This is a genomic window from Xanthobacter nonsaccharivorans (assembly GCF_043194755.2).
In the GTDB taxonomy this organism is placed as follows: Bacteria; Pseudomonadota; Alphaproteobacteria; order Rhizobiales; family Xanthobacteraceae; genus Xanthobacter; species Xanthobacter autotrophicus_G.
Map to the genome: position 1 here is coordinate 1,445,495 of NZ_CM195526.1, position 22,582 is coordinate 1,468,076.

The following is a 22,582-nucleotide window of genomic DNA, read 5'->3' on the forward strand; positions in this document are numbered from 1 at the left end:
CCACGGCATCCGCCGCCAGGTCACATGATCTGGCGCAGCACCGCGTAGAGCGTGCCCGAGAGCACGATGGCCGCCGGCAGGGTCAGCACCCAGGCCATCAGCAGGTTGCGCACGGTGGACATCTGCAGGCCGGAGCGGTTGGCGGCCATGGTGCCCGCCACGCCCGAGGACAGCACATGGGTGGTGGACACGGGCAGGCCGTACATGTCGGCCGCGCCGATGGTGGCCATGGCCACCAGCTCCGCGGCGCCGCCCTGGGCATAGGTCAGGTGCGTCTTGCCGATCTTCTCGCCCACGGTGACCACGATGCGCTTCCACCCCACCATGGTGCCGAGGCCGAGGGCGATGGCCACCGCCACCTTCACCCAGAGGGGGATGAACTTGGTGGCCTGGTCCAGCTCCCGCTTGAAGGCGGAAAGGTTGCTCTTCGCGGTGGCATCGACGCCGGGCTCACCGGTCTTGCCCATCAGCCGGATGGTTTCGGAGGCCAGATACATGTCGTTGCGGATGTTGGACACGGACGCCGCGGGCACCTGGCTCAGCGACTGGTGCTTGGCCACCATGTCGGCGATCTCGCGGGTCACCTGGGCGAGGGCGGGCAGGGTGTCCGGGGACGCCTGGCGGTCCCGCACATAGGCGGTGAGGGCGGCGCGCGGGTCGGCGGGCGGCGGCGCCTTGGCGGTCAGCGTGAGGAGCGAGCTTTCGGTGGCCTGGGCGATGGCGCTGAACCGGGCTACTTCCTCCACGTTGACAGCGTGGTTGAGGGCATAGGCGGTGGGCACGATGCCGATCAGGATCAGCATGATGAGGCCCATGCCCTTCTGGCCGTCGTTGGAGCCGTGGGCAAAGGAAACGCCGGTGCAGGTGAGCACGAGGAGGGACCGGATCCACCACGGCGGCGGCGTGTTGCCCTTGGGCTCGCGATAAAGGGCCGGGTTGCGCACCAGCACCTTGAGCGTGATGAAGAGCAGGCCCGCAGCGACGAAGCCGACCACCGGCGACAGCAGCAGCGAATAGCCGACGTTCGCCGCCTGTCCCCAATCCACGCCGGCGGTTCCGTCGCGCCCCTGTAGCAGCTGGTTGGCGATGCCGACGCCGATGATGGAGCCGATGAGGGTGTGGGAGGAGGAGGCGGGCAGGCCGAGCCACCAGGTGCCGAGGTTCCAGACGATGGCCGCGATGAGGAGCGCGAACACCATGGCCATGCCGGCCCCCGACCCCACATGGAGGATGAGCTCCACCGGCAGCAGCGAGACGATGCCAAACGCCACGGCGCCGGACGACAGGAGCACGCCGAGAAAGTTCCACGCCCCCGACCAGATCACCGCCACATGGGCGGGCAGCGAGTGGGTGTAGATCACCGTCGCCACCGCGTTGGCGGTGTCGTGGAAGCCGTTCACGAATTCGAAGCCAAGGGCGATGAGCAGCGCGACGACAAGCAGGAGGAAGGGCAGGAGGGTGAGCGTGTCGGCGCCTGCGGCGTCCACGTCCTGCCAGATGGAATAGCCGGCATATCCAAGCCCTCCGAGCAGAAGGGCGAGGAAGAGGAATTTCTCCAGCATGCCATGGTCCCGATCCATGGCGACGCGGCGCGGCGAAGCGTGGTGGTGTCCTTGGGCCGTCCCGCCATGGCGGGACGTCGCAGCCTGCGACATGACCTCCTCCATCAACCCGATGCCGGAGCCGGCAGCCTCCGCTGGTTGACAGCAGCGGGTGACACGCCAATGACGTCCACGGCTTCGTTGATGCGTGCTGCCGGCGGACGCGGGCTTTTGCAGTCCGCGGTTCCCCTCAGCCGTGCATGAGCGCGGAGACGTGGGCGGCGGCGGAGGTGGCGAGGCCTTCCAGGTCGTACCCGCCTTCCAGTACCGAGATCACGCGGCCGTCGCACTTCTGGTCGGCGACCTCCATCAGCCGGCGGGTGATCCAGCCGAAGTCCGTATCCACCAGCCGCAGCGAGGCGAGCGGATCGCGCTTGTGGGCATCGAACCCCGCCGAGATGAGGATGAGGTCCGGCGAGAAGGAGGTGATGCGCGGCAGGATGCGCGTCTCCATCGCCTCCTTGAACACGGCGCCGTCGTCGCCGGAGCGCAGGGGGACGTTGACGATGGTGTTCGCCGCCCCCGTCTCGCTCGCCGCCCCGGTGCCGGGATAGAGCGGCATCTCATGGGTGGAGCAATAAAGCACGCTGTCGTCGGCCCAGAAGATCTCCTGGGTGCCGTTGCCGTGGTGCACGTCGAAATCGACGATGGCGATGCGGCCGAGGCCATGCTTCGCCTGGGCGTGGCGGGCGGCGATGGCCACCTGGTTGAGCAGGCAGAAGCCCATGGGCTTGCGCGTCTCGCAATGGTGGCCCGGCGGGCGCATGGCGACGAAGGCGTTGTGCACCTTGCCGGCCACCACCTCGTCCACCGCGAAGCAGGCGCCGCCCACGGCGCGCAAGGCCGCTTCCCAGCTGCCGGGCGAGAGCACCGTGTCGGAATCGATGCGCACCAGCCCCTCGTGCGGGGTCGCCTCGCCCATGGCGTCGACGAAATCGGCGGGATGCACGCGGATGATGTCGGCCCGCTCGCCCCGGGGCGCCAGATCGCGCACCAGATGGGAGAATTTCTCCTGCTCGAAGATGCGGTCGAGGGCCCGAAGCCGGTCCGCGCGTTCGGGGTGGCCGGGCGGGGTCTCGTGCTTCAGGCCAGCGGGATGGGTAACGAGCAGCGTGGACATGGGCCTTGGCGTCTCCCTGGGCGTCTTCGCATTCTTGCTTGTGACATACCATATTCCAGTATCGCCGGCATGGTCTTGCGCCGGATCAAGAGTGACCGGCGTGTCACGACAACCCGTTTCCGCGGCCCATGGGGCGGGCGGACCAGCTTAAGGCGTTCTGCGACCTGGGATTGTGCGGTGGTCGCGCCCACGCATGCCGGTGGCAAGGTGTTGCGCCGGCTATGCGACCTTGGGAGGGGGCGCCCTATTTTCCGTCGAGGCGGCGGGAGAAGACCACGCGGGGCTCCTCCGCATAGCCGATGGCCTCGTAGAAGCCGCGCACCTTTTCATTGTCGGGGCGCACCAGCAGCATCAGCTTGGGCACGGCGCGGGCGCGCAGCCAGTCCTCGGCGGCGATGGTGAGCGCCCGGCCGATGCCGCGGCCCTGCAGCTGCGGGTCCACCGCCAGATAATAGATCCAGCCCCGGTGGCCGTCGTGGCCCACCATGACGGAGCCGGCGAGGCACGTGCCTTCCCGCGCCACGAGGACAGTGGAATGGGGCCCGCGGCGGGCGAGGGCGATGTCGGCGAAGGGGTCGTTCCACGGGCGGGTCAGCCCGGCCCGCTCCCACAAGGCGACGAGGGCGGGGGTGTCCGCATCCTCCGCATGGGCGAAGGCGAGCCCCGCGACGGCGGGCGTGGTGACGGTGTCGGTCATTGCGGGATCTCGGGCTGGGAAGGGGCGGGGCGAGGGGCGGCGGCGCGGGCGAGACGGTCGGCGATGGCCTCGCCGAGGCCGGCGGGGGGCAGGGGCGCCACGGCGATGGAAGGCACGCCGGAGGCATCAAGGCTGCGCAGCGCGCCATAGAGCCGGGCCGCCGCCTCGGTGAGGCTGCCGGAGGGGCTGAGGTCGAGCACCGCGGCGGCGTGCTCGGTGCCGGGGGGGCGCGCGCCGGCGAAGGTGAGCAGCGCCTCGCCCGCCTCCACCTGCTGCGCATCGAGCCGCAGCAGGGCCCGCGGGGCGTAATGGGAGGCGAGCCGGCCGGGGGCGATGGGGGCGGCGGCATCGTGCGACCCGGCCCGCGCGATGGCCTGGCCGAGGGCGGCCTCGATGTCTTCCCGCGCCAGCCCGCCGGGCCGCAGCAGCAGGGGGATCTCTCCGGTGACGTCGAGAATGGTGGATTCCACGCCGACGGGCGAGGGCCCGCCGTCCAGCACCGCGTCGATTCGGCCGGAAAGGTCCGTCATCACATGGGCCGCGGAGGTGGGGGAGACATGCCCGGACCGGTTGGCGCTGGGCGCCACCACGGCGCCGCCGAACGCCTTCAGCAAAGCGGTCGCGTCCGGATGGGACGGCACCCGCAGTCCCACCGTGCCGAGGCCGGCGCGCGCCAGCTCGCACACGCCGTTGCCGCCGCCATAGGGCACGACGAGGGTGAGGGGGCCGGGCCAGAAGCGCTCGGCCAGAAGGGTCGCCGCGCGGTTGAACGTGCCGAGCCGACGGGCGGCGGCGGCATCAGAGGTGTGGGCGATGAGCGGGTTGAAGGCGGGCCGCCCCTTCGCCGCGTAGAGGGCGGCCACCGCCGCGGGGTTCGCCGCGTCGGCGCCGAGGCCGTAGACCGTCTCGGTGGGAAAGGCCACGAGCCCGCCGCCGGCCAGAAGGCGCGCGGCTTCCGCCACGGCCGCGGGCCGGTTGGCGGGCAGCAGGCGCGTATCGCGTGGAAGGAGGGATGCGGCTGTGGTCATCTCGATCCGGCCCGGCCCGTCTCCGACCAAAGGGCCAGAGCGCGCCACTTGACGAAGCGCGCCGGCGCCGCGATGTGGGAAGCCGGCGGATCGCGTGCTTAGAGCGCGCCCGACCGGGCCGGTCAAGCGGGCCGGCCCGCTCCGCACCAAGGGAGGGTACGATGACCTATCGCGCGCCGGTGGAAGAGGTTTCCTTTTTCCTGAAGAGCTGCACCTCCCTTCCCCTCCTCATGGAGCAGGGGCTGGTGGACCTGTCCTTCGACGTGGTCGATCCCGTGCTGGAGGAGGCTGGCAAGTTCGCCGCCACCGCCATCGCCCCCCTCGATCAGGTGGCGGACAAGGAGCACTGCACCCTGAAGGACGGCGCGGTGACCACCCCCACGGGCTGGCGCGACGCCTATCAGGCCTGGGCCGGGGCGGGCTGGAGCTCGGTGGCGGCCGAAGAGGAATTCGGCGGGCAGAACCTGCCCACCTCCGTCACCTCGGCCCTCACCGAGTTCTGGAACTCCGCCTCGCCCTCCTTCGGCATCGGCGGCGTGCTCACCATGGGCGCCATCGAGGCGCTGACCGCCCATGGCGCCCACGAGCTGCAGCACATCTTCCTGCCCAAGATGGTGGCCGGCACCTGGACCGGCACCATGAACCTCACCGAGCCGCAGGCGGGCTCCGACCTCGCCGCGCTCCGCGCCAAGGCGGTCAAGCAGGACGACGGCACCTACCGCATCTTCGGCACCAAGATCTTCATCTCCTACGGCGAGCACGATTTGGCCGAGAACATCGTGCACCTGGTGCTCGCCCGCCTGCCGGATGCGCCCGCCGGCACCCGCGGCATCTCGCTCTTTCTCGTCCCCAAGTTCCTGGTGAAGGCGGACGGCAGCCTCGGCGCGCGCAACGATGTCCTGGCCGTGGGCGTGGAGCACAAGCTGGGCCTGCACGGCTCGCCCACCTGCACCATGGCCTTCGGCGAGAAGGGCGAGGGCGCGATCGGCTATCTCGTCGGCGAGGAGAACCGCGGCCTCGCCTGCATGTTCACCATGATGAACAACGCCCGCCTCGCGGTGGGCATCCAGGGCGTGGCGGTGGCCGAGCGCGCCACCCAGCGCGCCTTCGCCTACGCCCGGGACCGCAAGCAGGGCAAGGCGCCGGGCATCGAGGGCGCCGCCCCCATCATCGCCCATCCGGACGTGAAGCGCATGCTGCTCACCATGCGCGCCGAGACCGACGCGGCCCGCGCCATCTGCCTGAAGACGGCGGACGCGCTCGACCGCTCCCGTCGCCTGCCGGACCCCATCGCCCGCGCGGCGGCGCTGGCCGAGGCGAGCGTGCTGACCCCGGTGGCCAAGGCCTTCTCCACCGACATCGGCATCGAGGTGGCCTCCACCGGCGTGCAGGTGCACGGGGGCATGGGCTATATCGAGGAAACGGGCGCGGCCCAGCATCTGCGCGATGCCCGCATCTTCGCCATCTACGAGGGCACCAACGGCATCCAGGCCATCGATCTCGTCACCCGCAAGCTGCCGCTGGAAGGCGGCGACGTGGTCACCGCCCTCATCGCCGACTACCGCGAGATCGCCGAGGAGGTGGGCGCGTTGAACGCCCCCGATTTCGGCCATGCCGGCGCGCGTCTCTCCGAAGCGGTGGATGCCCTGGCGCGGGCCACGCGGGTGATGCTCGACCGTGGTGTCGACGAGCCCGGCAAGGCGCTTGCCGGGGCGACGCCCTATCTGCGCCTGTTCGCGCGCGCGGCGGGCGGCGCCTATCTCGCCAAGGCGGCGCTCGCCGCTTATGCCGAGCGTTCCGGGGGCGCCAGCGACCCGCGCCTGTCCGCCCGCATCGCGCTCGCCCGCTTCTTCGCGGAGAACCTCGCCACCGAGGCGAAGGGGCTGGAAGAGACCGTGGTGGGCGGGGCCGCCGGCGTGCTGGAGGCGGAGGCCGTGCTGGCCCTCGCCTGAGGTTGCCGTGTTCACGGGTGTGAGGGGCATGCCCCTCACTTTTCGTCCAGCCGCAACTCCATCAAGGCCCGGCGCATGTGCGCCGGGCGTGCGCCGGAGCCGGTCAGCCGGCGGAGCCGGGCACCACCGGGCGCTTGCCGCGGCCGGTGTTCTTGGGCGCGACGCCCACCGCCCGCCAGGTGCCGCGCCCGGCATCCTTCGCCGCATAGAGCGCGGCATCCGCCTCGGCGATGAGGGCGGCGGCATCCAGCGTCTTGTCGTCCGCCACCGCCATGCCGATGGAGAAGGAGGCGGGCAGCGCCAGCCCTTCCACCTCCACCGGCCGGGATAATTGACTGTGGAGGCGGTCCGCCATGGCGGCGAACTCCTCTTTGGTCTTGCCGGCCGCCACCATGGCGAATTCGTCGCCGCCGTAGCGGGCCACGAGGTCGCCGGCGCGGATCGCCGCCTGCAGACGCCGCGCGGCGGTGGTGAGCAGCAGGTCGCCGGCCATGTGGCCGTAGCGGTCGTTCACCGTCTTGAAGTGGTCGATGTCGATCAGCAGCACGGCGAACAGCGCCCCCTCGCGCACCAGGCGCCGGCGCGCCTGCTCCAGCGCGCGGTCGAAGCCCGAGCGGTTGGCGAGGCCCGTGAGCGGATCGTGCGAGGCCGCATGCTCCAGCGCGGCTTCCAGGTGCTTGCGCTGGGAGATGTCGGTGAGCGTGCCCACCGCCCGCACCGGCTGGCCTTCGCCATTGCGCTCCACCACCTTGCCGCGCTTCAGCAGCCAGACGTAGGAGCCATTGCGATGCCGCACCCTGAGCTCGGCCTGGTAGAGCAGGTGACGGCCTTCCACGTGGTCGCGGAAGGACTTGAGGATGGCCTGCAGGTCGTCCGGATGGACGAGGGCGCCATAGTCCGCGAGGTGGACGGGGGTGCCCGGCGGGTCATATCCCAGCATGCGGTAGGCGCGGGCGCTGAAGAAGATGCTGTCGGAGGGCACGTGCCAGTCCCAGATGCCGTCGTTCGCTCCTTCGAGGGCGTAGGCGAGGCGGCGGCGATCCTCCTGGATCTCGCGCTGCTGGTGGGCGCGCTGGGCCATGATGGCGGCCATCAGCAGGGCGGGCAGGTCGATCAGCACCAGCCGGGCCTGGAGGCGCAACAGGGTGGCCATCATGCTCTCGTCCGGCGTCACCCAAACGCGCACCACCGTGAGGACGACCATCGCCAGGGAGAAGGCGGACGCCGCCAGAGCGGTGGGGAAGACACCGAGACGGAAGGCGAACCACAGGAGGATGGTGCCGCCGATGTCGATCATCAGCGGCTCGCCGTAATAACCGGCGGCGACGAACACGAGGGCCAGCGCGAAGGCGGCGAGGGCCAGCTCTTCCTGAAGGGTCACGCCCAGCAGGCGCACCCGGTCGCCGGCCGCCAGCGCCGCCATCTCCTTGCCCGGCCGGCCGACCCAGAGCAGGAACGGCGGCAGCAGCAGCACCACCCCCGCCATCTGCGGGATCCAGCACAGCAGGAACAGGTGCACGAAGGTGCCCCCGCTCTCCAGGAACTGGACGAAGGCCGAGACGAGCGCGCCCGGAAAGGTTCCGGCCACCGCCACGAGGGCGAGGCTGATGACCATGGGCACGCCGCGGAAGGCCGCCCGTTCCAGCGCCGCCCGGATGCACCCCCAGCCCACCAGCGCGAAGACGAGGCCGCTCGCCAGCCCGCTCGCCAGCGAGAAGGCAAGGTCATGGCCGAACGCGGTGAGATGCAGCGCAAAGGACACGAGCGCCACCGCCGTGGCATGCATCCCCAGCGTGTCCTTGCGGAGCAGGAAATAGGCGCCCACCGCCAGGGCATCGGTGGGCCAGAGGGCGGGAAACACGCCGAGCCGCTGGCCGATCGCCGTGGTGGCCAGCATCAGGCAGCCGTAGAAGAGGCAGAAGCAGGCGAGCTCCAGCGCATCTTCCTGCCAGGAGGATGGCGGACCCTGGGGGGCGCGTCGCCGCGCCGGCGGGGATTGCTCGAAGGGCGGGGGCCGCTCGACCACCGCGGGGCCCGCAGCGCCCATCACGTTCGGGCGCATGTGGCCGGCCTCCGCGGAACGCTGCCGGACAGCAACCCTGCCCGCCGCCACGCCGCAGGGGGCGGGCACGGCGCAAGCGGGGTCCGAAGACCGGCTCGGCAGGCGGACTCCACCGTAAGGCGACTCCCTGGATTATCGCGTGGCTTCGCGTGTGCCGTTCTGGCGACGGGTTGCAGGCGCCGGGCACCACCAACATCACGCCAGCCCGGCACATCGTAAATTTAGTATGCCATGACGGCTGCCGGAACGAAAATTTTTGGCACTACAAGCCGTTACCGCTGGCGTGATTCGCTCCCGACGGGATTTGCAACCGGCACGTGCCCGACCTGGTCAGCGGCCAGTGAAGCCCTCGAAGATATAGTCCGGAGCGGAGGTATTATGGCGCGACGGCACGAGGCGCCCGGCCCAGAGCATGGAGACGTTCTCGGCGTCCGAGAAGCTCATGACGGGCGATTCGCCCATGCCGTTCACGCCCATGGAGCGCCAGGCGACACGGGCGACGTCGGCATTGCCCTCTGTCACGTACATGGAGCGCAGCGCGGCGAAGGTGCGCGGCGTCGCCCCGTCGAACTGCACCTCGAGGGAGAGGTCGTCCCGGTCGAGCTTCGCCATCTGCATGCGCGCCTTGCCGCCCTCGGCGAAATGGAGGGTGAAGGTGCGGGTCTGCGGCGCGAAGTCGATCTCCTTCAGCTTCACCAGCGGCCGCTCGGCCTGCTCCACCGGGCCGACGAGGAAGGACGAGCCGTAGGCGGTGGTGCGCAGCTGGTTCGGCGCCAGCGGCCGGGCGCGCCAGTAGCCGTCCGGCGGATAGACCACCAGCACCTCCTCGGCCTTGCCCTCGTTGCGCACCCAGACCTGCACCATGTGCAGGCCCTGCGTCACCTCTCCGCCGACGCGGAACGGCACGGTGGCCGCGCGCCAGAAGGAGGGGAAGATATAGCCGGTGAGCCAGAGGTCCGGCGTCTCGTAGATGGTGACGCGCTTCGGCTCGGCCGCCTTGCCGGGGGCCGGCGGCTGCGTCGGCTCGGCGAGCACCACCGGGTCGCGGGTCATGTCGCAGGTCTCGAAGTCCGGCATGGTGCGGTCGAACAGCAGGGTGCCGATATAGGCCGGGTGCCGGGCGGTGATGCGGAACTTCGACACCTTGTCGGAGACGAAGGTGAGGGTCACGTTGTCCGTCTCGGCGCAGGTGGCCGCCACGCTCTCGTTGCGCACCGTCACGCCCACCGGACCGGGACCGGGTGCCGGAGCCGGGGCCGGGTCTGCGGCAAGGCCCGGCGCGGCGAGGGCGACGCAGGCGGCGAGGGCGCCGAGGGCGCGCATCAGGACCGTTCGCGGCAGGATCGCGCGCAGCGGGAAAGCGGACATGGACAGGGCTCCGGATGAGCATGCGTCGGCGGCAGGCGGCCGGACCTTAGCAGTCGGAGCGCGCGGGTCCAACGCGCAAGCGGCCGGGCGCGAGGGGCTTCCCGCCGCCGCCCGGGCGTGATCTATAAGCGCACCATGACGAGCGTGATTACCGTCTCCCACCTCGGCAAGACCTACGCCACCGGCCATGCGGCCCTGAAAGAAGTTTCCCTCGACATCCGCCGGGGGGAGATCTTCGCCTTGCTCGGGCCGAACGGCGCGGGCAAGACCACTCTCATCTCCATCATCTGCGGGCTGGTGAACGCCACCTCCGGCACGGTGACGGTGGCCGGCCACGACATCGTGACCGACTACCGCGCGGCGCGTTCGCGCATCGGCCTCGTGCCGCAGGAGCTGACCACGGATTCGTTCGAGAGCGTGTGGGCGACGGTGAGCTTCTCCCGCGGCCTGTTCGGACGTCGCGCGAGCCCGGCGTACATCGAGAAGGTGCTGAAGAGCCTCTCCTTGTGGGACAAGAAGGACGCCAAGATCATGACGCTCTCGGGCGGCATGAAGCGGCGCGTCCTCATCGCCAAGGCGCTGGCCCACGAGCCGGAGGTGCTGTTCCTCGACGAGCCGTCCGCCGGCGTCGACGTGGAACTGCGCCGCGACATGTGGCGCCTGGTGCGCGAGCTGCGCGACGGCGGCGTCACCATCATCCTCACCACCCATTATCTGGAGGAGGCCGAGGAGATGGCCGACCGGGTGGGGGTGATCGCCAAGGGCGAGCTGATCCTCGTGGAGGAGAAGGCGACGCTCATGACGAAGCTGGGCAAGAAGCAGCTCACCATCGAGCTCGCCACCCCCCTGCCGGCGGTGCCCGAAGCGCTTGGGCCGTATGCGCTCGCCCGCTCGCCGGACGGGGCCTGCCTGACCTACAGCTACACCGCCACCACCACCGGCGAGGACGACGCCGGCCGCTCCATCGCCGGCCTGCTCGCCGCCCTCGACCGGGAAGGCATCGCCTTCAAGGACCTCCACACGGAGCAGAGCTCCCTCGAAGACATCTTCGTGAGCCTTGTGAGGCGCGCCCCGTGAACCTGGAAGCCATCCGCGCCATCTACATGTTCGAGATGAACCGGCTGAAGCGCACGCTCGGCCAGAGCGTGGTCTCGCCGGTGCTGTCCACGTCGCTCTATTTCGTGGTGTTCGGCTCGGCCATCGGCGGCCGCATGGCGGAGGTGGGGGGCGTGCCCTACGGCGCCTTCATCGTGCCCGGCCTGATGATGCTGACGCTGCTCAACCAGTCCATCAGCAACGCGGCCTTCGCCATCTATTTCCCGCGCTTCACCGGCACCATCTACGAGCTGCTGTCCGCCCCCGTCTCGCCGTTCGAGATCGTGGCGGGATACGTGGGGGCGGCGGCCACCAAATCGGTGATCCTCGGGCTCATCATCCTCGCCACCGCCTCGCTGTTCGTGCCGCTGGAGCTGCGCCACCCGGTGTGGATGCTCTCCTTCCTGGTGCTCACCGCCGTCACCTTCTCGCTGTTCGGCTTCATCATCGGCATCTGGGCGGACGGGTTCGAGCGGCTGCAGATGATTCCGCTTCTCGTCATCACGCCGCTGACGTTTCTCGGCGGCACCTTCTATTCGCTGGACATGCTGCCCCCCGCCTGGCGGACGGTGACCCTGTTCAATCCCGTGGTCTACCTGGTCTCCGGCTTCCGCTGGAGCTTCTTCGGCCATTCGGACGTGCGGGTGGAGGTGAGCTTCGCCATGACACTCTTCTTCCTGTCCGTGTGCCTCTTCATCGTCCGCTGGATGTTCCGCACCGGCTACCGGCTGAAGAGCTGAGCGGGCCGCGGCCGGTTGCCCTTAATATAAGGGCTCTGATATCATGTTCGAACTCTGACATCACCCCGTTGCCGGAAGGATCCGCCGTGTCCGAAACCCTCTCCCGCCCCACCTACAAGACGTTCACCGAGCGCGCGCCGGATGTCTATGCCGGCCTCTCCGCCCTCACCAAGGCGGTGGACGCCTCGGGCCTCGAGAAGGGCCTGACCGAGCTGGTGAAGCTGCGCGCCTCGCAGATCAACGGCTGCGTCTTTTGCCTGAAGGTCCACCTGGGCGTGGCCCGCAAGGCGGGCGTGCCGCAGGACAAGCTGGACCTGCTCGCCACCTGGCACGATGCCGGCATCTTCTCCGAGCGGGAGCAGGCGGCGCTTGCCTATGCGGAGGCGCTGACGGTGCTCGATGGGGAGGCCGCCTCCGACGAGGCGTGGGGGGCGCTCCGCGAGGAGTTCACGCAGGACGAGGCGGTCTACCTCACCGTGACCATCGCCTCCATCAACGCCTGGAACCGCATCGGCATCGCCCTGCGCTTCGCGCCGCCGGCATGAGGGGCAGGAGGACGGGAGCCGAGGCTCCCGTCCTGATGCGGCGTTCAGAGCGCGCGCCGATCTGACGGCACCGCAATCAGATCGGATAACGCGTTTTCTGCCTTCGGCTTAGAGGGCGATCCTCCGGGCAGATGGCTTCCATCTGCCCGGATCGCCCTCACAGGCCGCCGACGCACATGTACTTGATGTTCAGATAGTCGTCGCAGCCGTACTTGGAGCCCTCGCGGCCGACGCCGCTCTCCTTCACGCCGCCGAAGGGGGCCACCTCGGTGGTGATCACGCCGGCGTTGATGCCCACCTGCCCGTACTGCAGCTGCTCCGCCACGCGGAAGGCGCGACCGAGGTCCCTGGTGAAGAAGTAGCAGGCGAGGCCGTACTCGGTGTCGTTGGCGTAGGAGATGGCCTGCTCCTCCGTCTCGAACTTGAAGAGCGGGGCGATGGGCCCGAAGATCTCGTCGCGGGCGAAGGCCATGTTCTGGGTCGCGTTGGCGAGCACGGTGGGCTCGAAGAAGGTGCCGCCCTGCGCCGGCTGCTTGCCGCCGGTGAGCACGCTCGCCCCCTTGTCGAGGGCGTCTTTCAGCAGGCGCTCCACCTTGGCCAGCGCGCGGTCGTCGATCAGCGGCCCGGCCACGACCCCGTCCTCGAGGCCGTTGCCGACCTTCAGCTTCTTCGAGGCTTCCGCGAACCTGGCGGCGAAGGCGTCATAGATGCCCGCCTGCACGTAGAAGCGGTTGGCGCAGACGCAGGTCTGGCCCACGTTCCGGTACTTGGAGGCGATGGCCTGCTCGACGGCAAGGTCGAGGTCCGCATCGTCGAACACCAGGAAGGGCGCGTTGCCGCCCAGTTCCAGCGACACTTTCTTCATGGTGTCGGCGGACTGCTTCATCAGCAGCTTGCCCACCGGGGTGGAGCCGGTGAAGGTGATCTTCTTCACCAGCGGGTTGGAGGTCATCTCGGCGCCGATGGCCGGGGCATCGCCCACCACGATGTTGACGACGCCCGCCGGGATGCCCGCCATCTCCGCCAGCACGCCCCAGGCGAGGCCGGAATAGGGGGTGAGCTCGGAGGGCTTGCAGACCACCGTGCAGCCGGCCGCCAGCGCCGCGCCGATCTTGCGCGACAGCATGGAGGAGGGGAAGTTCCAGGGGGTCACGGCGGCGCAAACGCCCACCGGCTCCTTGGTCACGAGGATGCGGCGGTTGCCCCACGGGGAGGGGATCACGTCGCCATAGAGGCGCCGGGCCTCCTCGGCGAACCAGCGCACATAGGCGGCCGAGCCGCCCACCTCGCCCTTGGCCTCGGCGAGCGGCTTGCCCTGCTCGGTGGTGAGGATGAGAGCCAGCTCGTCGGCATTCTGGGTGATGAGGTCGGCCAGCTTGTGGAGCTTCGCCGCGCGCTCGGCGGCGGTGGTGGCGCGCCAGGTCTTGAAGGCCTCGGCGGCGGCCTCGATGGCGCGGCGCGTCTCGGCCCCGCCGGCCTTCGGAATGGTGCCGATGATCTCGCCCGTGGCCGGATTGTTGACGGAGAGGGTCTCGCCGCCATCGGCATCCACCCAGGCGCCGCCGATCAGCATCTTGTCGCGCAGCAGGGTGAAGGCGGGGGCGTCAGGGCGGAAAGCGGGCTGGGGTGCTGCCATGGTGGGCTCCTGAGGGCGCGCGCCTGAAGCGCAAACGCCAAACCGGGCGGGAAGAACGCGCCCGTAGATATAGGATATAAGACTAAAGGGCCAGTCGCCCCCTGCGGCTCCGGCGTCGGCGGAATGGCAGCGGGCAGGCCCCTCAGCGCACGCAGGTGATGGAATGGAACGGGACGATCTGCTCCTTCTGTCCCGCCCCCATCGCCACCTGGCATCGCAGATAATCCCGGCCGAGGCTCAGCGGCGCGAAGCCGGTAATGGTGCCGCCCCCCACCACCTGGATGATGATGGCCTGGCCTTCCTTTCCGCTGACGATGTCGAGCACGGCCTGGCGGAAATCGTCTTCCTTGCACTGGCACTGCATCGCGTCCCTCCCGGGGATGCACGGCGCCTGACGCGCCTGACGGCACTATAACGCCGCCGCCGGCCAAAGGGGCATGCAGGAAACGCATGTTCTGCGGATGGGCTATCCACACTTGATCGGTGTCAAAAGCCTCCGCTGCGGAAAGGCGTATCAAGAGCGTCTGTCGAGCGGGAGCACCCACCATGTTGAAGGTCGCTATCATCGTCTGGCTCATTCTCAGCGTCACCTTTGCCGGTGCTGCCATTCTCGTGGTGCTGAGCATCCCCTCGCTCGGCGGCCAGGACATGCGCCTCATCCCCATCGTCGCCGCTATCGGCGCCCTCGTCGCGGTGCCGGCCGCGGTCCTCGTGGCGAAGCGCATTCTCGCCCTCACCGCCAAGGGGGCGTGAGCAAGGGGGCGTGGCCGCCCCGGCATCGGCGGCAGATCGAGCATGCTGCGATAAGCCGGCAAGGGGAAATGCCGCTCCGGCCGAAGGCTTGGCGCGCGGCGGACTGGTGGATCAGGCGCGGGCGATGGCGTGGAAGAAGCTGCCGGTGACGGTGCCGCGCCGGCTGCCTGCGGTCCCGAGCGGGCGCTCTTCGGCATCGCTCAGCTCGGCGAGCGGCGCTTCGGTGCCGCGGGTGGTCACCGTGGCGTAATGGAACTCGTGCCCACGCACCCTTGCGCCCACCGGGCCGAGGGGCGAGGGGGCGAGAAGCTTTGCCTCGCGATAGCCGAGGTTCATCCTGCGCGTGGCGAAGCTGGTCTCTAGCTCGACGAGCCCCAGCATGGGGTGGCTGGCGCCCTCCGCATCCGTGAGGACGCGGCCGAGCACCATGTAGCCGCCGCACTCCCCATGGACAGGCTTGGCTTCGGCAAAGCGGCGCGTGGCCGCGAGGAAGCGCGTGGCCGCGGCGAGCCGGCCGGCGTGCAGCTCCGGATAGCCGCCGGGCAGCCACACCGCGTCGCAGGAGGCATCCGGCGCCTCGTCGGCCAGCGGGGAGAAGGGCAGGATCTCCGCCCCCATGGCCCGCCAGCCGGCGGTCACATGGCCATACATGAAGCTGAAGGCCGCATCCTGCGCGAGCGCGACGCGCTGCCCCGGCGGCGGCAGGAGCGCGGCCGCGGCGCCCGGCCCCGCAGTCGGGGTTCCGGCCGCGGCGACGATGCCGTCAAGATCGAGATGGGCCTCGGCCAGATCGGCGAGGGCGGCAAGGCGCAGCGCGAGGTCGCCGGTCTCCCCCGCCTGCACCAGGCCGAGATGGCGCTCCGGCAGCACGATGTGCGCCGCGCGGGGCACCGCGCCGAGCACCGGCACCCCGAGCGGGGCGACCGCCTGCCGGATCATGCGCGCATGCCGCTCACTGCCCAGCTTGTTCAGCACCACCCCGGCGATGCGCACGGCGGGATCGTGGGTGAGGAAGCCGCGCAGCACGGCGGCGGCGGTCTGCGATTGGCCGGATACGTCCAGGACCAGCAGCACGGGCAGGCCGAGGCGGGCGGCGATGTCCGCCCCCGCGCCGGTGCGCCCCGGCTCGGAGGCCACGCCGTCGAACAGGCCCATGGCGCCTTCCGCCACCAGCATGTCCGCATCCGCCAGCGCCCCGGCGGCCAGATGGTCCACGAGGGATGGAGGCATGGCCCAGCTGTCGAGATTGAGCCCCGGCTGGCCGGTGGCGGCGGCGTGGAAGGCGGGGTCGATATAGTCCGGCCCCGATTTCACCGCGCGCACCTTCAATCCCCGGCGCCGCAGACCGGCGAGCAAGGCGAGGGTGATGGTGGTCTTGCCCGAGCCCGAGCGCGGGGCGGCGACCAGGAGGCCGCGGGGCCGGCCGGCGGCGCTGCTTGTCTGGTTCATGGGTGCGCTCCCCCTTCCGCAGCCGGCGCCGGCTCACTATCAAGGCGGTCATGAGCGACGAGCCGAGTGACGCTGCGCCCGACCTGCCCGAAGGCGCCCCCACCGACCGGCCCCTGCGCCGGGGCTGGACCACGGGCACCTGCGCCGCCGGCGCCGCGAAGGCCGCGTTCGCCGGGCTCGTCACAGGCGCCTTTCCCGACCCGGTGGAGGTGGAGCTGCCCGGTGGTGCCCGCCCCGCTTTCGCTCTCGCCCTGCACAGGCGCGACGCGGACAGCGCCACCGCCGGGATCGTGAAGGACGCCGGCGACGATCCGGACGTGACCCACGGCGCTCTGGTGAAGGCCACGGTGCGGCGCGGCGCTCCGGGGGCGGGCGTCACCTTCCGGGCGGGGGAGGGGGTTGGCACGGTGACGCGGCCGGGCCTGCCCGTGGTTCCGGGGGAGCCGGCCATCAATCCCGTGCCCCGTCGCATGATCGAGGCCGGCATCCGGGAGGTAGCTGAGGCCGCCGGTGTCCCGGCTGATGTGGAAGTCGCCGTAGCCATCGAAGGTGGGGCGAAACTGGCGTTGAAGACGCTGAACCCGCGTCTTGGCATCGTCGGAGGTCTGTCGGTTCTCGGCACCACCGGCATCGTGGTGCCCTATTCCTGCGCGGCATGGATCCACTCGATCCACCGCGGCATCGACGTCGCCCGGGCAATGGGCCTCGACCATGTGGCGGGCGCCACCGGCAACGCGTCCGAGACGGCGGTGCAGAAGCTGCATGGGCTGTCCGAGGTGGCGCTCATCGACATGGGCGACTTCGTCGGCGGCATGCTGAAATACCTGCGCGTCCACCCGGTGGCGAAGGTGACGGTGGCGGGCGGTGTCGCCAAGATGACCAAGCTGGCTCAAGGCTTGCTGGACCTTCATTCCAAGCGCGGCAGCGCCGACCTGCCGGCGCTCGCGGCCCTTGCGGCCGGGGCCGGCGCGCCTGTCGCGCTCGCCGAGAAAATCGGCGCGGCGCACATGGTGGCGGAGGCCTTCCAGATCGCCGGCGCAGCCGGATTCCCGCTGGGCGATTGCGTCGCCCGTGCCGCCTGGGCCTCCGCCGCCCGGGCGCTGGACCAGGTCGACGTGGCGCTGGAGATCGTGGTGTTCGATCGCGACGGCTCCCTCATGGGCCGCGCGCCCTTCGCGCCGGCGAAGGCGTAGTCCCTTCATTCCCCGCCTCCGCGGAAGCGGCGGACATAGGCCACGTCATAGAGCGCGCTCTCGCGGAAATCCTCCGCCGCCAGCGCCCGCCCCACCAGGATCAGCGCCGTGCGCGGGATGGGGTCCGCGGCGAGCTGGCCGGCGATATCGCCGAGGGTTCCCCGCAGGATGCGCTCGTCCGGCCAGGTCGCCTTGGCGACCACGGCCACCGGGCAATCTGCGCCGAGGACGGGGATGAGCTGCGCCACCACCCGGTCGAGGGCATGGATGGCGAGGTGGATGGCGAGCGTTGCCCCGGTGGCAGCGAAGGCCGCGAGCTGCTCCGCCTCCGGCATGGCCGAGGCGCGGCCCGAGACGCGAGTGATGACAAGGCTCTGCACCACCTCCGGTACGGTGAACTCGCGCTTCAGGGCCGCCGCCGCCGCCGCGAAGGCGGGCACGCCGGGTGTGAGCGTATAAGGGATGCCGCGCCGCTCCAGCCTGCGCATCTGCTCGGCGACCGCGCTGTAGACGGAGAGGTCGCCCGAATGCAGGCGCGCCACGTCCTCCCCTGCTTCGAAGGCGCGCACGTATTCCTGCTCGATCCGGTCGAGGTCCAGCGGAGCGGTGTCGACGATCCGCGCGCCGGGCGGGCACCAGGCCAGCATCTCCGGCGGAATGATGGAGCCGGCATAGAGACACACCGGGCAGCGGGCGATGAGATCGCGTCCGCGCACGGTGATGAGGTCGGCCGCGCCGGGGCCGGCGCCGATGAAATGGACGCTCATGCCTCCTCCTCCCGCCGGGCGAGGGCGCAGGTGACGGGGCCGAGGGCGAGGCGCGGCCCCAGCAGCCGCGACTGGCCGCCGGCGGCCGCCAGCGCCGCCGTTTCCGCCGCCGAAGGCACGCGCAGCAGAGCCACCACCCGCGCGGAGCGGGTCTGCGCCCGGTTGGATGCGGATTCGAGCTGCGTCTGCGGCACCAGCACCAAAGGCAGCCCCAGCTTCGCCGCCGCCTCGCTGATGCCGGCCTCCCCGCCTTTCACCGCGGGCGTGGCGAGGAGAGAGACATCGTCGCGCCTGAGCTTGGCGCGGGCGAGCGCGGCGTCGAAGGCGGCGAGCACCTCCTCCAAGCCGACCCCCCGTTTCGAGCCGATGCCGGCGACGATCATTCCGAGCTCCCTCCGAGCGGCTTCGCATAGCGCCATTGGGTCACCGGCATGGCGGGACGCCAGCCCGTCATGCCTTTCACCGGCGACGTGCGCGACAGGCCGATGCGCACAAGATCCCCGCCGAGCCGGGCATGCGCGGCGAGGAGCAGCGCCTCCGTTTCCAGCGTCACCGCATTGGCAATGATGCGGCCCCCGGGCTTCAGGGCCGCGAGGGCGGCCTCGAACACGCCGGCTTCGCTGGCGCCGCCGCCGAGAAAGATGACATCGGGCGCCGGCAGGCCGGCAAGGGCGCCGGGTGCCGCACCCTCCACGATCCGCAGGTGCGGCACGCCCAGCGCCGAGGCATTGCGGGCGATGCGGGCGGCGCGCGCTTCGTTCTCCTCGATGGCGATGGCGGACAGGGAGGGGTGCGAGAGCAGCCATTCGATGGCGATGGACCCCGCCCCCGCACCGATGTCCCAGAGCAGCTCCCCCCGGCGCGGCGCGAGGGAGGAGAGGGTGAGGGCGCGCACTTCGCGCTTGGTGATTTGCCCGTCGTGCTCGAACAGCTCGTCCGCGAGGCCGCTGGCGAAGGGCAGAAGCGGCGAATCGTTTGCCGCGGCCACCTCCAGTGCCACCACGTTGAGGGCGGCGACATCGGTGAAGGCGAAGGCGTCCGCACGAGTCTCGCGCACCCGCTCCATCGGTCCGCCGAGGCCTTCCAGCACCACCAGGCGGGAGGCCCCGCAGCCGTGGGCCGTGGCGAAATCCGCCACTTGCCGCGGGCCGTCGCCGTCGGAGGTGAGGAGGATCAGCCGCGCTCCGCGCTGAAGGAAGGGCCGCAGGCGGGCGATGGGGCGGGCGTGCAGGGAAACGAGGTCCGTTTCCTGCAACGCCCAGCCCAGCCGGGCGGCCGCGAGGGCGAAGGCGGAGGGAGCCGGAAAGGCGGCCATCTCCGCCGCCGGCACATGGCGGGCGAGGCTTGCCCCGACGCCGTAGAGAAAGGGATCGCCCGAGGCGAGCACGCACACCCGCCGCCCGCGCGCCGCCAGCACGCCGTCCAGGCTGAAGGGGCTGGGCCAGGGGCGCGCCGCGCCGGAGACCAGCGCCCCGGCGAGGGCGAGGTGCCGGGCGCCGCCGAACACGATCTCGGCCGAGGAAATGGCCTCGCGGGCTGCTGGCGAGAGGCCGGAGGCCCCGTCCTCGCCGATGCCGACGATGGACAGCCACCGCCCGGTCGGGGCATTGATGCCGGCCATGACCGAGACCGCTCCACAGACGCCTTCGTCAGCCATGGTTCCGCGCATCCTTCTCCTCGGCGGAACGACCGAGGCCCGTGCGCTTGCCGCGCGCCTCGCCGGTCGGTCCGGGCTCGATGTCACCCTCTCGCTCGCCGGGCGCACGGAAAAGCCGGCGCCGCAGCCTGTGCCCGTGCGGATCGGTGGATTCGGCGGGGCCGCAGGGCTTGAAGCCTATCTCAGGGCCGAGCGGATCGCCGCCGTGGTGGATGCCACTCACCCTTATGCGGCCCGCATGTCGTTCAACGCGGCCGAGGCCTGCGCCTCTGCCGGCGTGCCGCTGCTCGCCCTGCGCCGCGCGCCCTGGGAGCAGGTTCCGGGCGACCTCTGGCGGGAGGTGTCCGATGTCCCGGCCGCCGTCGCAGCGCTGGGGGCGGCGCCACGCCGCGTCTTCCTCGCCCTCGGCCGCAACGAGGTGCGGGCCTTCGAGGCGGCGCCGCAGCATGCCTATCTGGTGCGCAGCGTGGATCCCGTGCTGCCGCCGCTTGCCGTGGCCCGGGCGGATTATGTGCTCGGCCGCGGGCCCTTCACCGAGGAGGACGACCGCGCGCTGCTCGCCGGCCACGGCATCGAGGTGATCGTGGCCAAGAACAGCGGCGGCACCGCCACCTATGGCAAGATGGCGGCAGCCCGGGCCCTTGAGATCGAGGTGCTGCTGGTCGCCCGGCCGCCGGTGCCGCCGGTGCCGGCGGCGGAGACGCCCGCAGAGGCCGAAGCGTGGCTTCTCGCCCGCATTCAGGGGGCGTGACCCGGCGCGGGCGGCGTAGGCCGCACCGCCGTGCGGGCGCCTGGTCACTGCGCCGCGGGCGCCGAGCGCGGCGCATAGACGATGGGAGGCAGGCCCTCACGGGCAACGATCCGCGTCTGCGCCGTGCCGATGATGATGCAGGTGGCCATGTCGGCCTGTGCCGGATCGGCGGTGGCGAGGGTGGTCAGGGCTATCCGCTCGTCCTCCCGCCCGGCGGCCCGGCCGAACACCACGGGAATGTCCCCCGCCAGCACGGCGCGCAGGCGCTCGAACGCCCGCCCCAGCTGCCAGGGCCGCGCGCGACTGATGGGATTGTAGAGGGCGATGACGAAGCCGGCCTCGGCCGCGAGCGCGAGGCGCTTCTCCACCAGCTCCCACGGCTTCAGGTTGTCGGACAGGGAGATGGCGCAGAAATCGTGGCCGAGCGGGGCGCCGCACCGGGCCGCGACCGCCAGCATGGCGGTGACGCCGGGCACAATCTGAACATCCAGCGCCCGCCATTGTTCCGGGCCATGCTCGATGGCCTCGCACACGGCCGCGGCCATGGCGAACACGCCGGGATCGCCGCCGGAGACCATGGCCACCTTCGCCCCTGCGACCGCGGCTTCCAGCGCCGCGGCGGCGCGGGCGATCTCCTCGCGATTGTCCGAGGCGCGCCGCTCCTGTCCCGTCCGCTCCGGCAGGCGGGCGAGATAGGGGGCGTAGCCGAACAGGATGTCGGCCTCCGCCACCGCCGCCGCTGCTTCCGGGGTCATCTGCCGGGGCGAGCCGGGGCCGAGGCCCACCACGGTGAGCCGGCCGCTCACGCTGCGCGCTCCCAGCCGGGCACCAGCACGATGGAGAAATAGGGCGCGCGCTCCTCTTCCCGCTCGGCGAGGGGCACGTGGGCGCAATCCGCCATGGTGCCGCGTTCCACATAGAGCGCGCGGTCCAGCCGTCCCGCCGCCGCCAGCGCCCGGCGGATCTTCGGCAGGTTCCGGCCCACCTTCATGATGACCGCCGCATCCGCGCTCGAAAGGCGACGAGCGAGTTCGTCCTCGTCCAGCGTGCCGGGCAGCACCATCAGCACGTCGTCGCCCTGCGCGATGGGCGCTCCCGCCTGCGACCAGCAGCCGGACATTCCGGTGACGCCGGCGATGACCTGGGTGGGGAAGCGCGGGGCCAGACGCACGTGGATGTGCATGTACGAGCCGTAGAAGAGCGGATCGCCCTCGCTCAGCACCGCCACCGTCCGGCCGGCCATGAGATGCTCGGCCACCGCCGCGGCCGAGGCGTCGTAGAAGGCGCCGATGGCGGTGCGATAGGCCGCATCGTGTCGGTGGATTTCGGTGGTGACGGGATAGAGGAGGGGCAGCTCCACCGTGTGCGGCTGGAAATGCTCCTCGGCGATCCGTCGCGCGTGGCTGACGTTTCCGGCCTTGGCGAAATAGCCCACCACGTCCGCTGCCGTTATGGCCTTCACCGCCTTGAGGGTGAGGAGGTCCGGGTCGCCGGGCCCGACGCCGACGCCGATCAGCTTGCCTTTCATAGCCCCGCCCTCGCCAGCGCGTTGACCGCCGCTGAGGTGATGGCGCTGCCGCCGAGCCGTCCGCGCACGATGGCGAAGGGCACGCCGCGCGGATCTGCCGCCAGCGCATCCTTGGATTCCGCCGCACCCACGAAGCCCACCGGCATGCCGAGGATGGCCGCCGGGCGCGGCGCGCCGCCGTCCAGCATCTCCAGCAGGTGGAACAAGGCGGTGGGTGCGTTGCCGATGGCCACGACCGCGCCGGCGAGCCGGTCGCGCCACAATTCCAGCGCGGCGGCCGAACGGGTGGTGCCGAACTTATCCGCGAGCGCCGGAACGGCCGGGTCGCGCAAGGTGCAAACCACCTCGTTGTTCGCGGGCAGCCGGGCGCGGGTGATGCCGTGGGCCACCATCTGCGCATCGCACAGGATGGGCGCGCCGGCCTCCAGCGCGGCGCGCGCGGAGGCCACGAAACCGGGACCGAAGACGAAGGCGCGTGCCGCATCCACGAGCCCGCAGGCGTGGATCATGCGCACCGCCACGTCCTCCTCTGCCGCCGAGAAGCGGGAAAGGTCGGCCTCGGCACGGATGATGGCGAAGGATCGCTCGTAGATGGCCGTGCCGTCGCGCACGTAATCGAAGGAAGAAGTCATTCTGCGCG

The 22,582-nt window shown here is 70.9% G+C and carries 22 protein-coding genes; 7 read left to right on the forward strand and 15 right to left on the reverse strand.

Annotated features, from left to right (window positions below; genetic code table 11):
- Positions 1-20: 20 nt before the first annotated feature.
- The 4 genes from V5F59_RS06640 to V5F59_RS06655 all read right to left on the reverse strand — a co-directional run bounded on the left by V5F59_RS06640 (position 21) and on the right by V5F59_RS06655 (position 4,446).
- Positions 21-1,655 (reverse strand): inorganic phosphate transporter, encoded by a 1,635-nt coding sequence (locus tag V5F59_RS06640; RefSeq protein WP_393982368.1) that lies wholly within the window; start codon positions 1,653-1,655, stop codon positions 21-23.
- A gap of 136 nt (positions 1,656-1,791) precedes the next feature.
- A complete protein-coding gene (locus tag V5F59_RS06645) occupies positions 1,792-2,721 on the reverse strand; it encodes a histone deacetylase family protein (RefSeq protein WP_393982369.1) in 930 nt (309 codons plus the stop codon).
- Between the two features lie 244 nt (positions 2,722-2,965).
- Positions 2,966-3,418: a GNAT family acetyltransferase gene (locus tag V5F59_RS06650; RefSeq protein ID WP_393982370.1), complete on the reverse strand. Its 453-nt coding sequence runs from the start codon at positions 3,416-3,418 to the stop codon at positions 2,966-2,968.
- The gene (locus tag V5F59_RS06655; protein ID WP_393982371.1) at positions 3,415-4,446 is read right to left on the reverse strand and encodes an L-threonylcarbamoyladenylate synthase; all 1,032 of its coding nucleotides are present in this window, start codon (positions 4,444-4,446) and stop codon (positions 3,415-3,417) included. Before V5F59_RS06655 ends, V5F59_RS06650 begins: the two co-directional genes overlap by 4 nt.
- A 161-nt stretch (positions 4,447-4,607) precedes the next feature.
- Between V5F59_RS06655 and V5F59_RS06660 the strand changes: the two genes are divergently transcribed.
- Entirely contained in the window at positions 4,608-6,398 is a 1,791-nt protein-coding gene (locus V5F59_RS06660; RefSeq protein ID WP_393982372.1) for an acyl-CoA dehydrogenase family protein, read from the forward strand.
- A 103-nt stretch (positions 6,399-6,501) separates the two neighbouring features.
- On the opposite strand, the gene V5F59_RS06665 is transcribed toward V5F59_RS06660, so the two are convergent.
- Both V5F59_RS06665 and V5F59_RS06670 read right to left on the reverse strand, forming a co-directional pair.
- Positions 6,502-8,460, reverse strand: coding sequence for a diguanylate cyclase domain-containing protein (locus V5F59_RS06665; RefSeq protein WP_393982373.1), 1,959 nt, complete (start codon positions 8,458-8,460; stop codon positions 6,502-6,504).
- A 330-nt stretch (positions 8,461-8,790) separates the two neighbouring features.
- Positions 8,791-9,828, reverse strand: coding sequence for a hypothetical protein (locus tag V5F59_RS06670; RefSeq protein WP_393982374.1), 1,038 nt, complete (start codon positions 9,826-9,828; stop codon positions 8,791-8,793).
- A gap of 135 nt (positions 9,829-9,963) precedes the next feature.
- Here V5F59_RS06670 and V5F59_RS06675 point away from each other — a divergent pair, with 135 nt between their 5' ends.
- The 3 genes from V5F59_RS06675 (at position 9,964) to V5F59_RS06685 (ending at position 12,208) form a co-directional block, all read left to right on the forward strand.
- Complete coding sequence (locus tag V5F59_RS06675; RefSeq protein ID WP_393982375.1) at positions 9,964-10,905, forward strand: ABC transporter ATP-binding protein; 942 nt, start codon at positions 9,964-9,966, stop codon at positions 10,903-10,905.
- Complete coding sequence (locus V5F59_RS06680) at positions 10,902-11,663, forward strand: ABC transporter permease (protein WP_393982376.1); 762 nt, start codon at positions 10,902-10,904, stop codon at positions 11,661-11,663. The genes V5F59_RS06675 and V5F59_RS06680 overlap by 4 nt, the downstream gene beginning before the upstream one ends.
- Before the next feature lie 86 nt (positions 11,664-11,749).
- Complete coding sequence (locus V5F59_RS06685; RefSeq protein WP_393982377.1) at positions 11,750-12,208, forward strand: carboxymuconolactone decarboxylase family protein; 459 nt, start codon at positions 11,750-11,752, stop codon at positions 12,206-12,208.
- A gap of 157 nt (positions 12,209-12,365) precedes the next feature.
- Here the strand turns inward: V5F59_RS06685 and V5F59_RS06690 are convergent, their stop codons facing one another.
- Together V5F59_RS06690 and V5F59_RS06695 are read right to left on the reverse strand one after the other, a co-directional pair.
- Positions 12,366-13,844 carry an NAD-dependent succinate-semialdehyde dehydrogenase gene (locus V5F59_RS06690; RefSeq protein WP_393982378.1) on the reverse strand — a complete coding sequence of 493 codons (1,479 nt, stop codon included), beginning with the start codon at positions 13,842-13,844 and terminating at the stop codon, positions 12,366-12,368.
- 142 nt (positions 13,845-13,986) lie between these two features.
- Positions 13,987-14,208 carry a hypothetical protein gene (locus tag V5F59_RS06695; protein ID WP_393982379.1) on the reverse strand — a complete coding sequence of 74 codons (222 nt, stop codon included), beginning with the start codon at positions 14,206-14,208 and terminating at the stop codon, positions 13,987-13,989.
- 182 nt (positions 14,209-14,390) lie between these two features.
- On the opposite strand from V5F59_RS06695, the gene V5F59_RS06700 reads away from it, so the two are divergent.
- Positions 14,391-14,597, forward strand: coding sequence for a hypothetical protein (locus tag V5F59_RS06700; RefSeq protein WP_393982380.1), 207 nt, complete (start codon positions 14,391-14,393; stop codon positions 14,595-14,597).
- 111 nt (positions 14,598-14,708) lie between these two features.
- On the opposite strand, the gene V5F59_RS06705 is transcribed toward V5F59_RS06700, so the two are convergent.
- Positions 14,709-16,046 (reverse strand): cobyrinic acid a,c-diamide synthase CobB, encoded by a 1,338-nt coding sequence (locus tag V5F59_RS06705; RefSeq protein WP_393982381.1) that lies wholly within the window; start codon positions 16,044-16,046, stop codon positions 14,709-14,711.
- 50 nt (positions 16,047-16,096) lie between these two features.
- Between V5F59_RS06705 and V5F59_RS06710 the strand changes: the two genes are divergently transcribed.
- Positions 16,097-17,239, forward strand: a complete 1,143-nt coding sequence (locus tag V5F59_RS06710) for a cobalt-precorrin-5B (C(1))-methyltransferase (RefSeq protein ID WP_393982382.1) — start codon at positions 16,097-16,099, stop codon at positions 17,237-17,239.
- A gap of 5 nt (positions 17,240-17,244) precedes the next feature.
- On the opposite strand, the gene cobM is transcribed toward V5F59_RS06710, so the two are convergent.
- From cobM to cbiE, 3 genes are read right to left on the reverse strand one after another with little or no spacing between them, the layout of a single operon-like run.
- Complete coding sequence (cobM, locus tag V5F59_RS06715) at positions 17,245-18,006, reverse strand: precorrin-4 C(11)-methyltransferase (RefSeq protein WP_393982383.1); 762 nt, start codon at positions 18,004-18,006, stop codon at positions 17,245-17,247.
- Positions 18,003-18,389, reverse strand: coding sequence for a cobalamin biosynthesis protein (locus V5F59_RS06720; RefSeq protein ID WP_393982384.1), 387 nt, complete (start codon positions 18,387-18,389; stop codon positions 18,003-18,005). The genes cobM and V5F59_RS06720 overlap by 4 nt, the downstream gene beginning before the upstream one ends.
- Positions 18,386-19,627, reverse strand: coding sequence for a precorrin-6y C5,15-methyltransferase (decarboxylating) subunit CbiE (gene cbiE / locus V5F59_RS06725; RefSeq protein WP_393982450.1), 1,242 nt, complete (start codon positions 19,625-19,627; stop codon positions 18,386-18,388). Before cbiE ends, V5F59_RS06720 begins: the two co-directional genes overlap by 4 nt.
- A 34-nt stretch (positions 19,628-19,661) precedes the next feature.
- Between cbiE and V5F59_RS06730 the strand changes: the two genes are divergently transcribed.
- Positions 19,662-20,414 (forward strand): cobalt-precorrin-6A reductase, encoded by a 753-nt coding sequence (locus V5F59_RS06730; protein ID WP_393982451.1) that lies wholly within the window; start codon positions 19,662-19,664, stop codon positions 20,412-20,414.
- A gap of 44 nt (positions 20,415-20,458) precedes the next feature.
- On the opposite strand, the gene V5F59_RS06735 is transcribed toward V5F59_RS06730, so the two are convergent.
- Genes V5F59_RS06735 through V5F59_RS06745 form a run of 3 tightly spaced genes read right to left on the reverse strand, consistent with a single transcriptional unit; the run spans position 20,459 to position 22,574 of the window.
- Positions 20,459-21,220 (reverse strand): precorrin-3B C(17)-methyltransferase, encoded by a 762-nt coding sequence (locus tag V5F59_RS06735; protein ID WP_393982385.1) that lies wholly within the window; start codon positions 21,218-21,220, stop codon positions 20,459-20,461.
- Entirely contained in the window at positions 21,217-21,942 is a 726-nt protein-coding gene (locus tag V5F59_RS06740) for a precorrin-2 C(20)-methyltransferase (protein WP_393982386.1), read from the reverse strand. The genes V5F59_RS06735 and V5F59_RS06740 overlap by 4 nt, the downstream gene beginning before the upstream one ends.
- Positions 21,939-22,574, reverse strand: coding sequence for a precorrin-8X methylmutase (locus tag V5F59_RS06745; protein ID WP_393982387.1), 636 nt, complete (start codon positions 22,572-22,574; stop codon positions 21,939-21,941). The genes V5F59_RS06740 and V5F59_RS06745 overlap by 4 nt, the downstream gene beginning before the upstream one ends.
- Between the last annotated feature and the right edge of the window lie 8 nt (positions 22,575-22,582).

Bases quoted from the DNA above. Each gene is read 5' to 3' on its own strand.
- V5F59_RS06675 (WP_393982375.1), top strand. From the start codon at position 9,964: ATGACGAGCGTGATTACCGTCTCCCACCTCGGCAAGACCTACGCCACC.
- V5F59_RS06710 (WP_393982382.1), top strand. From the start codon at position 16,097: ATGAGCGACGAGCCGAGTGACGCTGCGCCCGACCTGCCCGAAGGCGCC.
- V5F59_RS06740 (WP_393982386.1), bottom strand. From the start codon at position 21,942: ATGAAAGGCAAGCTGATCGGCGTCGGCGTCGGGCCCGGCGACCCGGAC.
- V5F59_RS06670 (WP_393982374.1), bottom strand. From the start codon at position 9,828: ATGTCCGCTTTCCCGCTGCGCGCGATCCTGCCGCGAACGGTCCTGATG.
- V5F59_RS06660 (WP_393982372.1), top strand. From the start codon at position 4,608: ATGACCTATCGCGCGCCGGTGGAAGAGGTTTCCTTTTTCCTGAAGAGC.
- V5F59_RS06690 (WP_393982378.1), bottom strand. From the start codon at position 13,844: ATGGCAGCACCCCAGCCCGCTTTCCGCCCTGACGCCCCCGCCTTCACC.
- V5F59_RS06720 (WP_393982384.1), bottom strand. From the start codon at position 18,389: ATGATCGTCGCCGGCATCGGCTCGAAACGGGGGGTCGGCTTGGAGGAG.
- V5F59_RS06705 (WP_393982381.1), bottom strand. From the start codon at position 16,046: ATGAACCAGACAAGCAGCGCCGCCGGCCGGCCCCGCGGCCTCCTGGTC.
- V5F59_RS06730 (WP_393982451.1), top strand. From the start codon at position 19,662: ATGGTTCCGCGCATCCTTCTCCTCGGCGGAACGACCGAGGCCCGTGCG.
- cbiE (WP_393982450.1), bottom strand. From the start codon at position 19,627: ATGGCCGGCATCAATGCCCCGACCGGGCGGTGGCTGTCCATCGTCGGC.
- V5F59_RS06700 (WP_393982380.1), top strand. From the start codon at position 14,391: ATGTTGAAGGTCGCTATCATCGTCTGGCTCATTCTCAGCGTCACCTTT.
- V5F59_RS06645 (WP_393982369.1), bottom strand. From the start codon at position 2,721: ATGTCCACGCTGCTCGTTACCCATCCCGCTGGCCTGAAGCACGAGACC.
- V5F59_RS06650 (WP_393982370.1), bottom strand. From the start codon at position 3,418: ATGACCGACACCGTCACCACGCCCGCCGTCGCGGGGCTCGCCTTCGCC.
- V5F59_RS06640 (WP_393982368.1), bottom strand. From the start codon at position 1,655: ATGTCGCAGGCTGCGACGTCCCGCCATGGCGGGACGGCCCAAGGACAC.
- V5F59_RS06745 (WP_393982387.1), bottom strand. From the start codon at position 22,574: ATGACTTCTTCCTTCGATTACGTGCGCGACGGCACGGCCATCTACGAG.
- cobM (WP_393982383.1), bottom strand. From the start codon at position 18,006: ATGAGCGTCCATTTCATCGGCGCCGGCCCCGGCGCGGCCGACCTCATC.
- V5F59_RS06655 (WP_393982371.1), bottom strand. From the start codon at position 4,446: ATGACCACAGCCGCATCCCTCCTTCCACGCGATACGCGCCTGCTGCCC.
- V5F59_RS06695 (WP_393982379.1), bottom strand. From the start codon at position 14,208: ATGCAGTGCCAGTGCAAGGAAGACGATTTCCGCCAGGCCGTGCTCGAC.
- V5F59_RS06665 (WP_393982373.1), bottom strand. From the start codon at position 8,460: ATGCGCCCGAACGTGATGGGCGCTGCGGGCCCCGCGGTGGTCGAGCGG.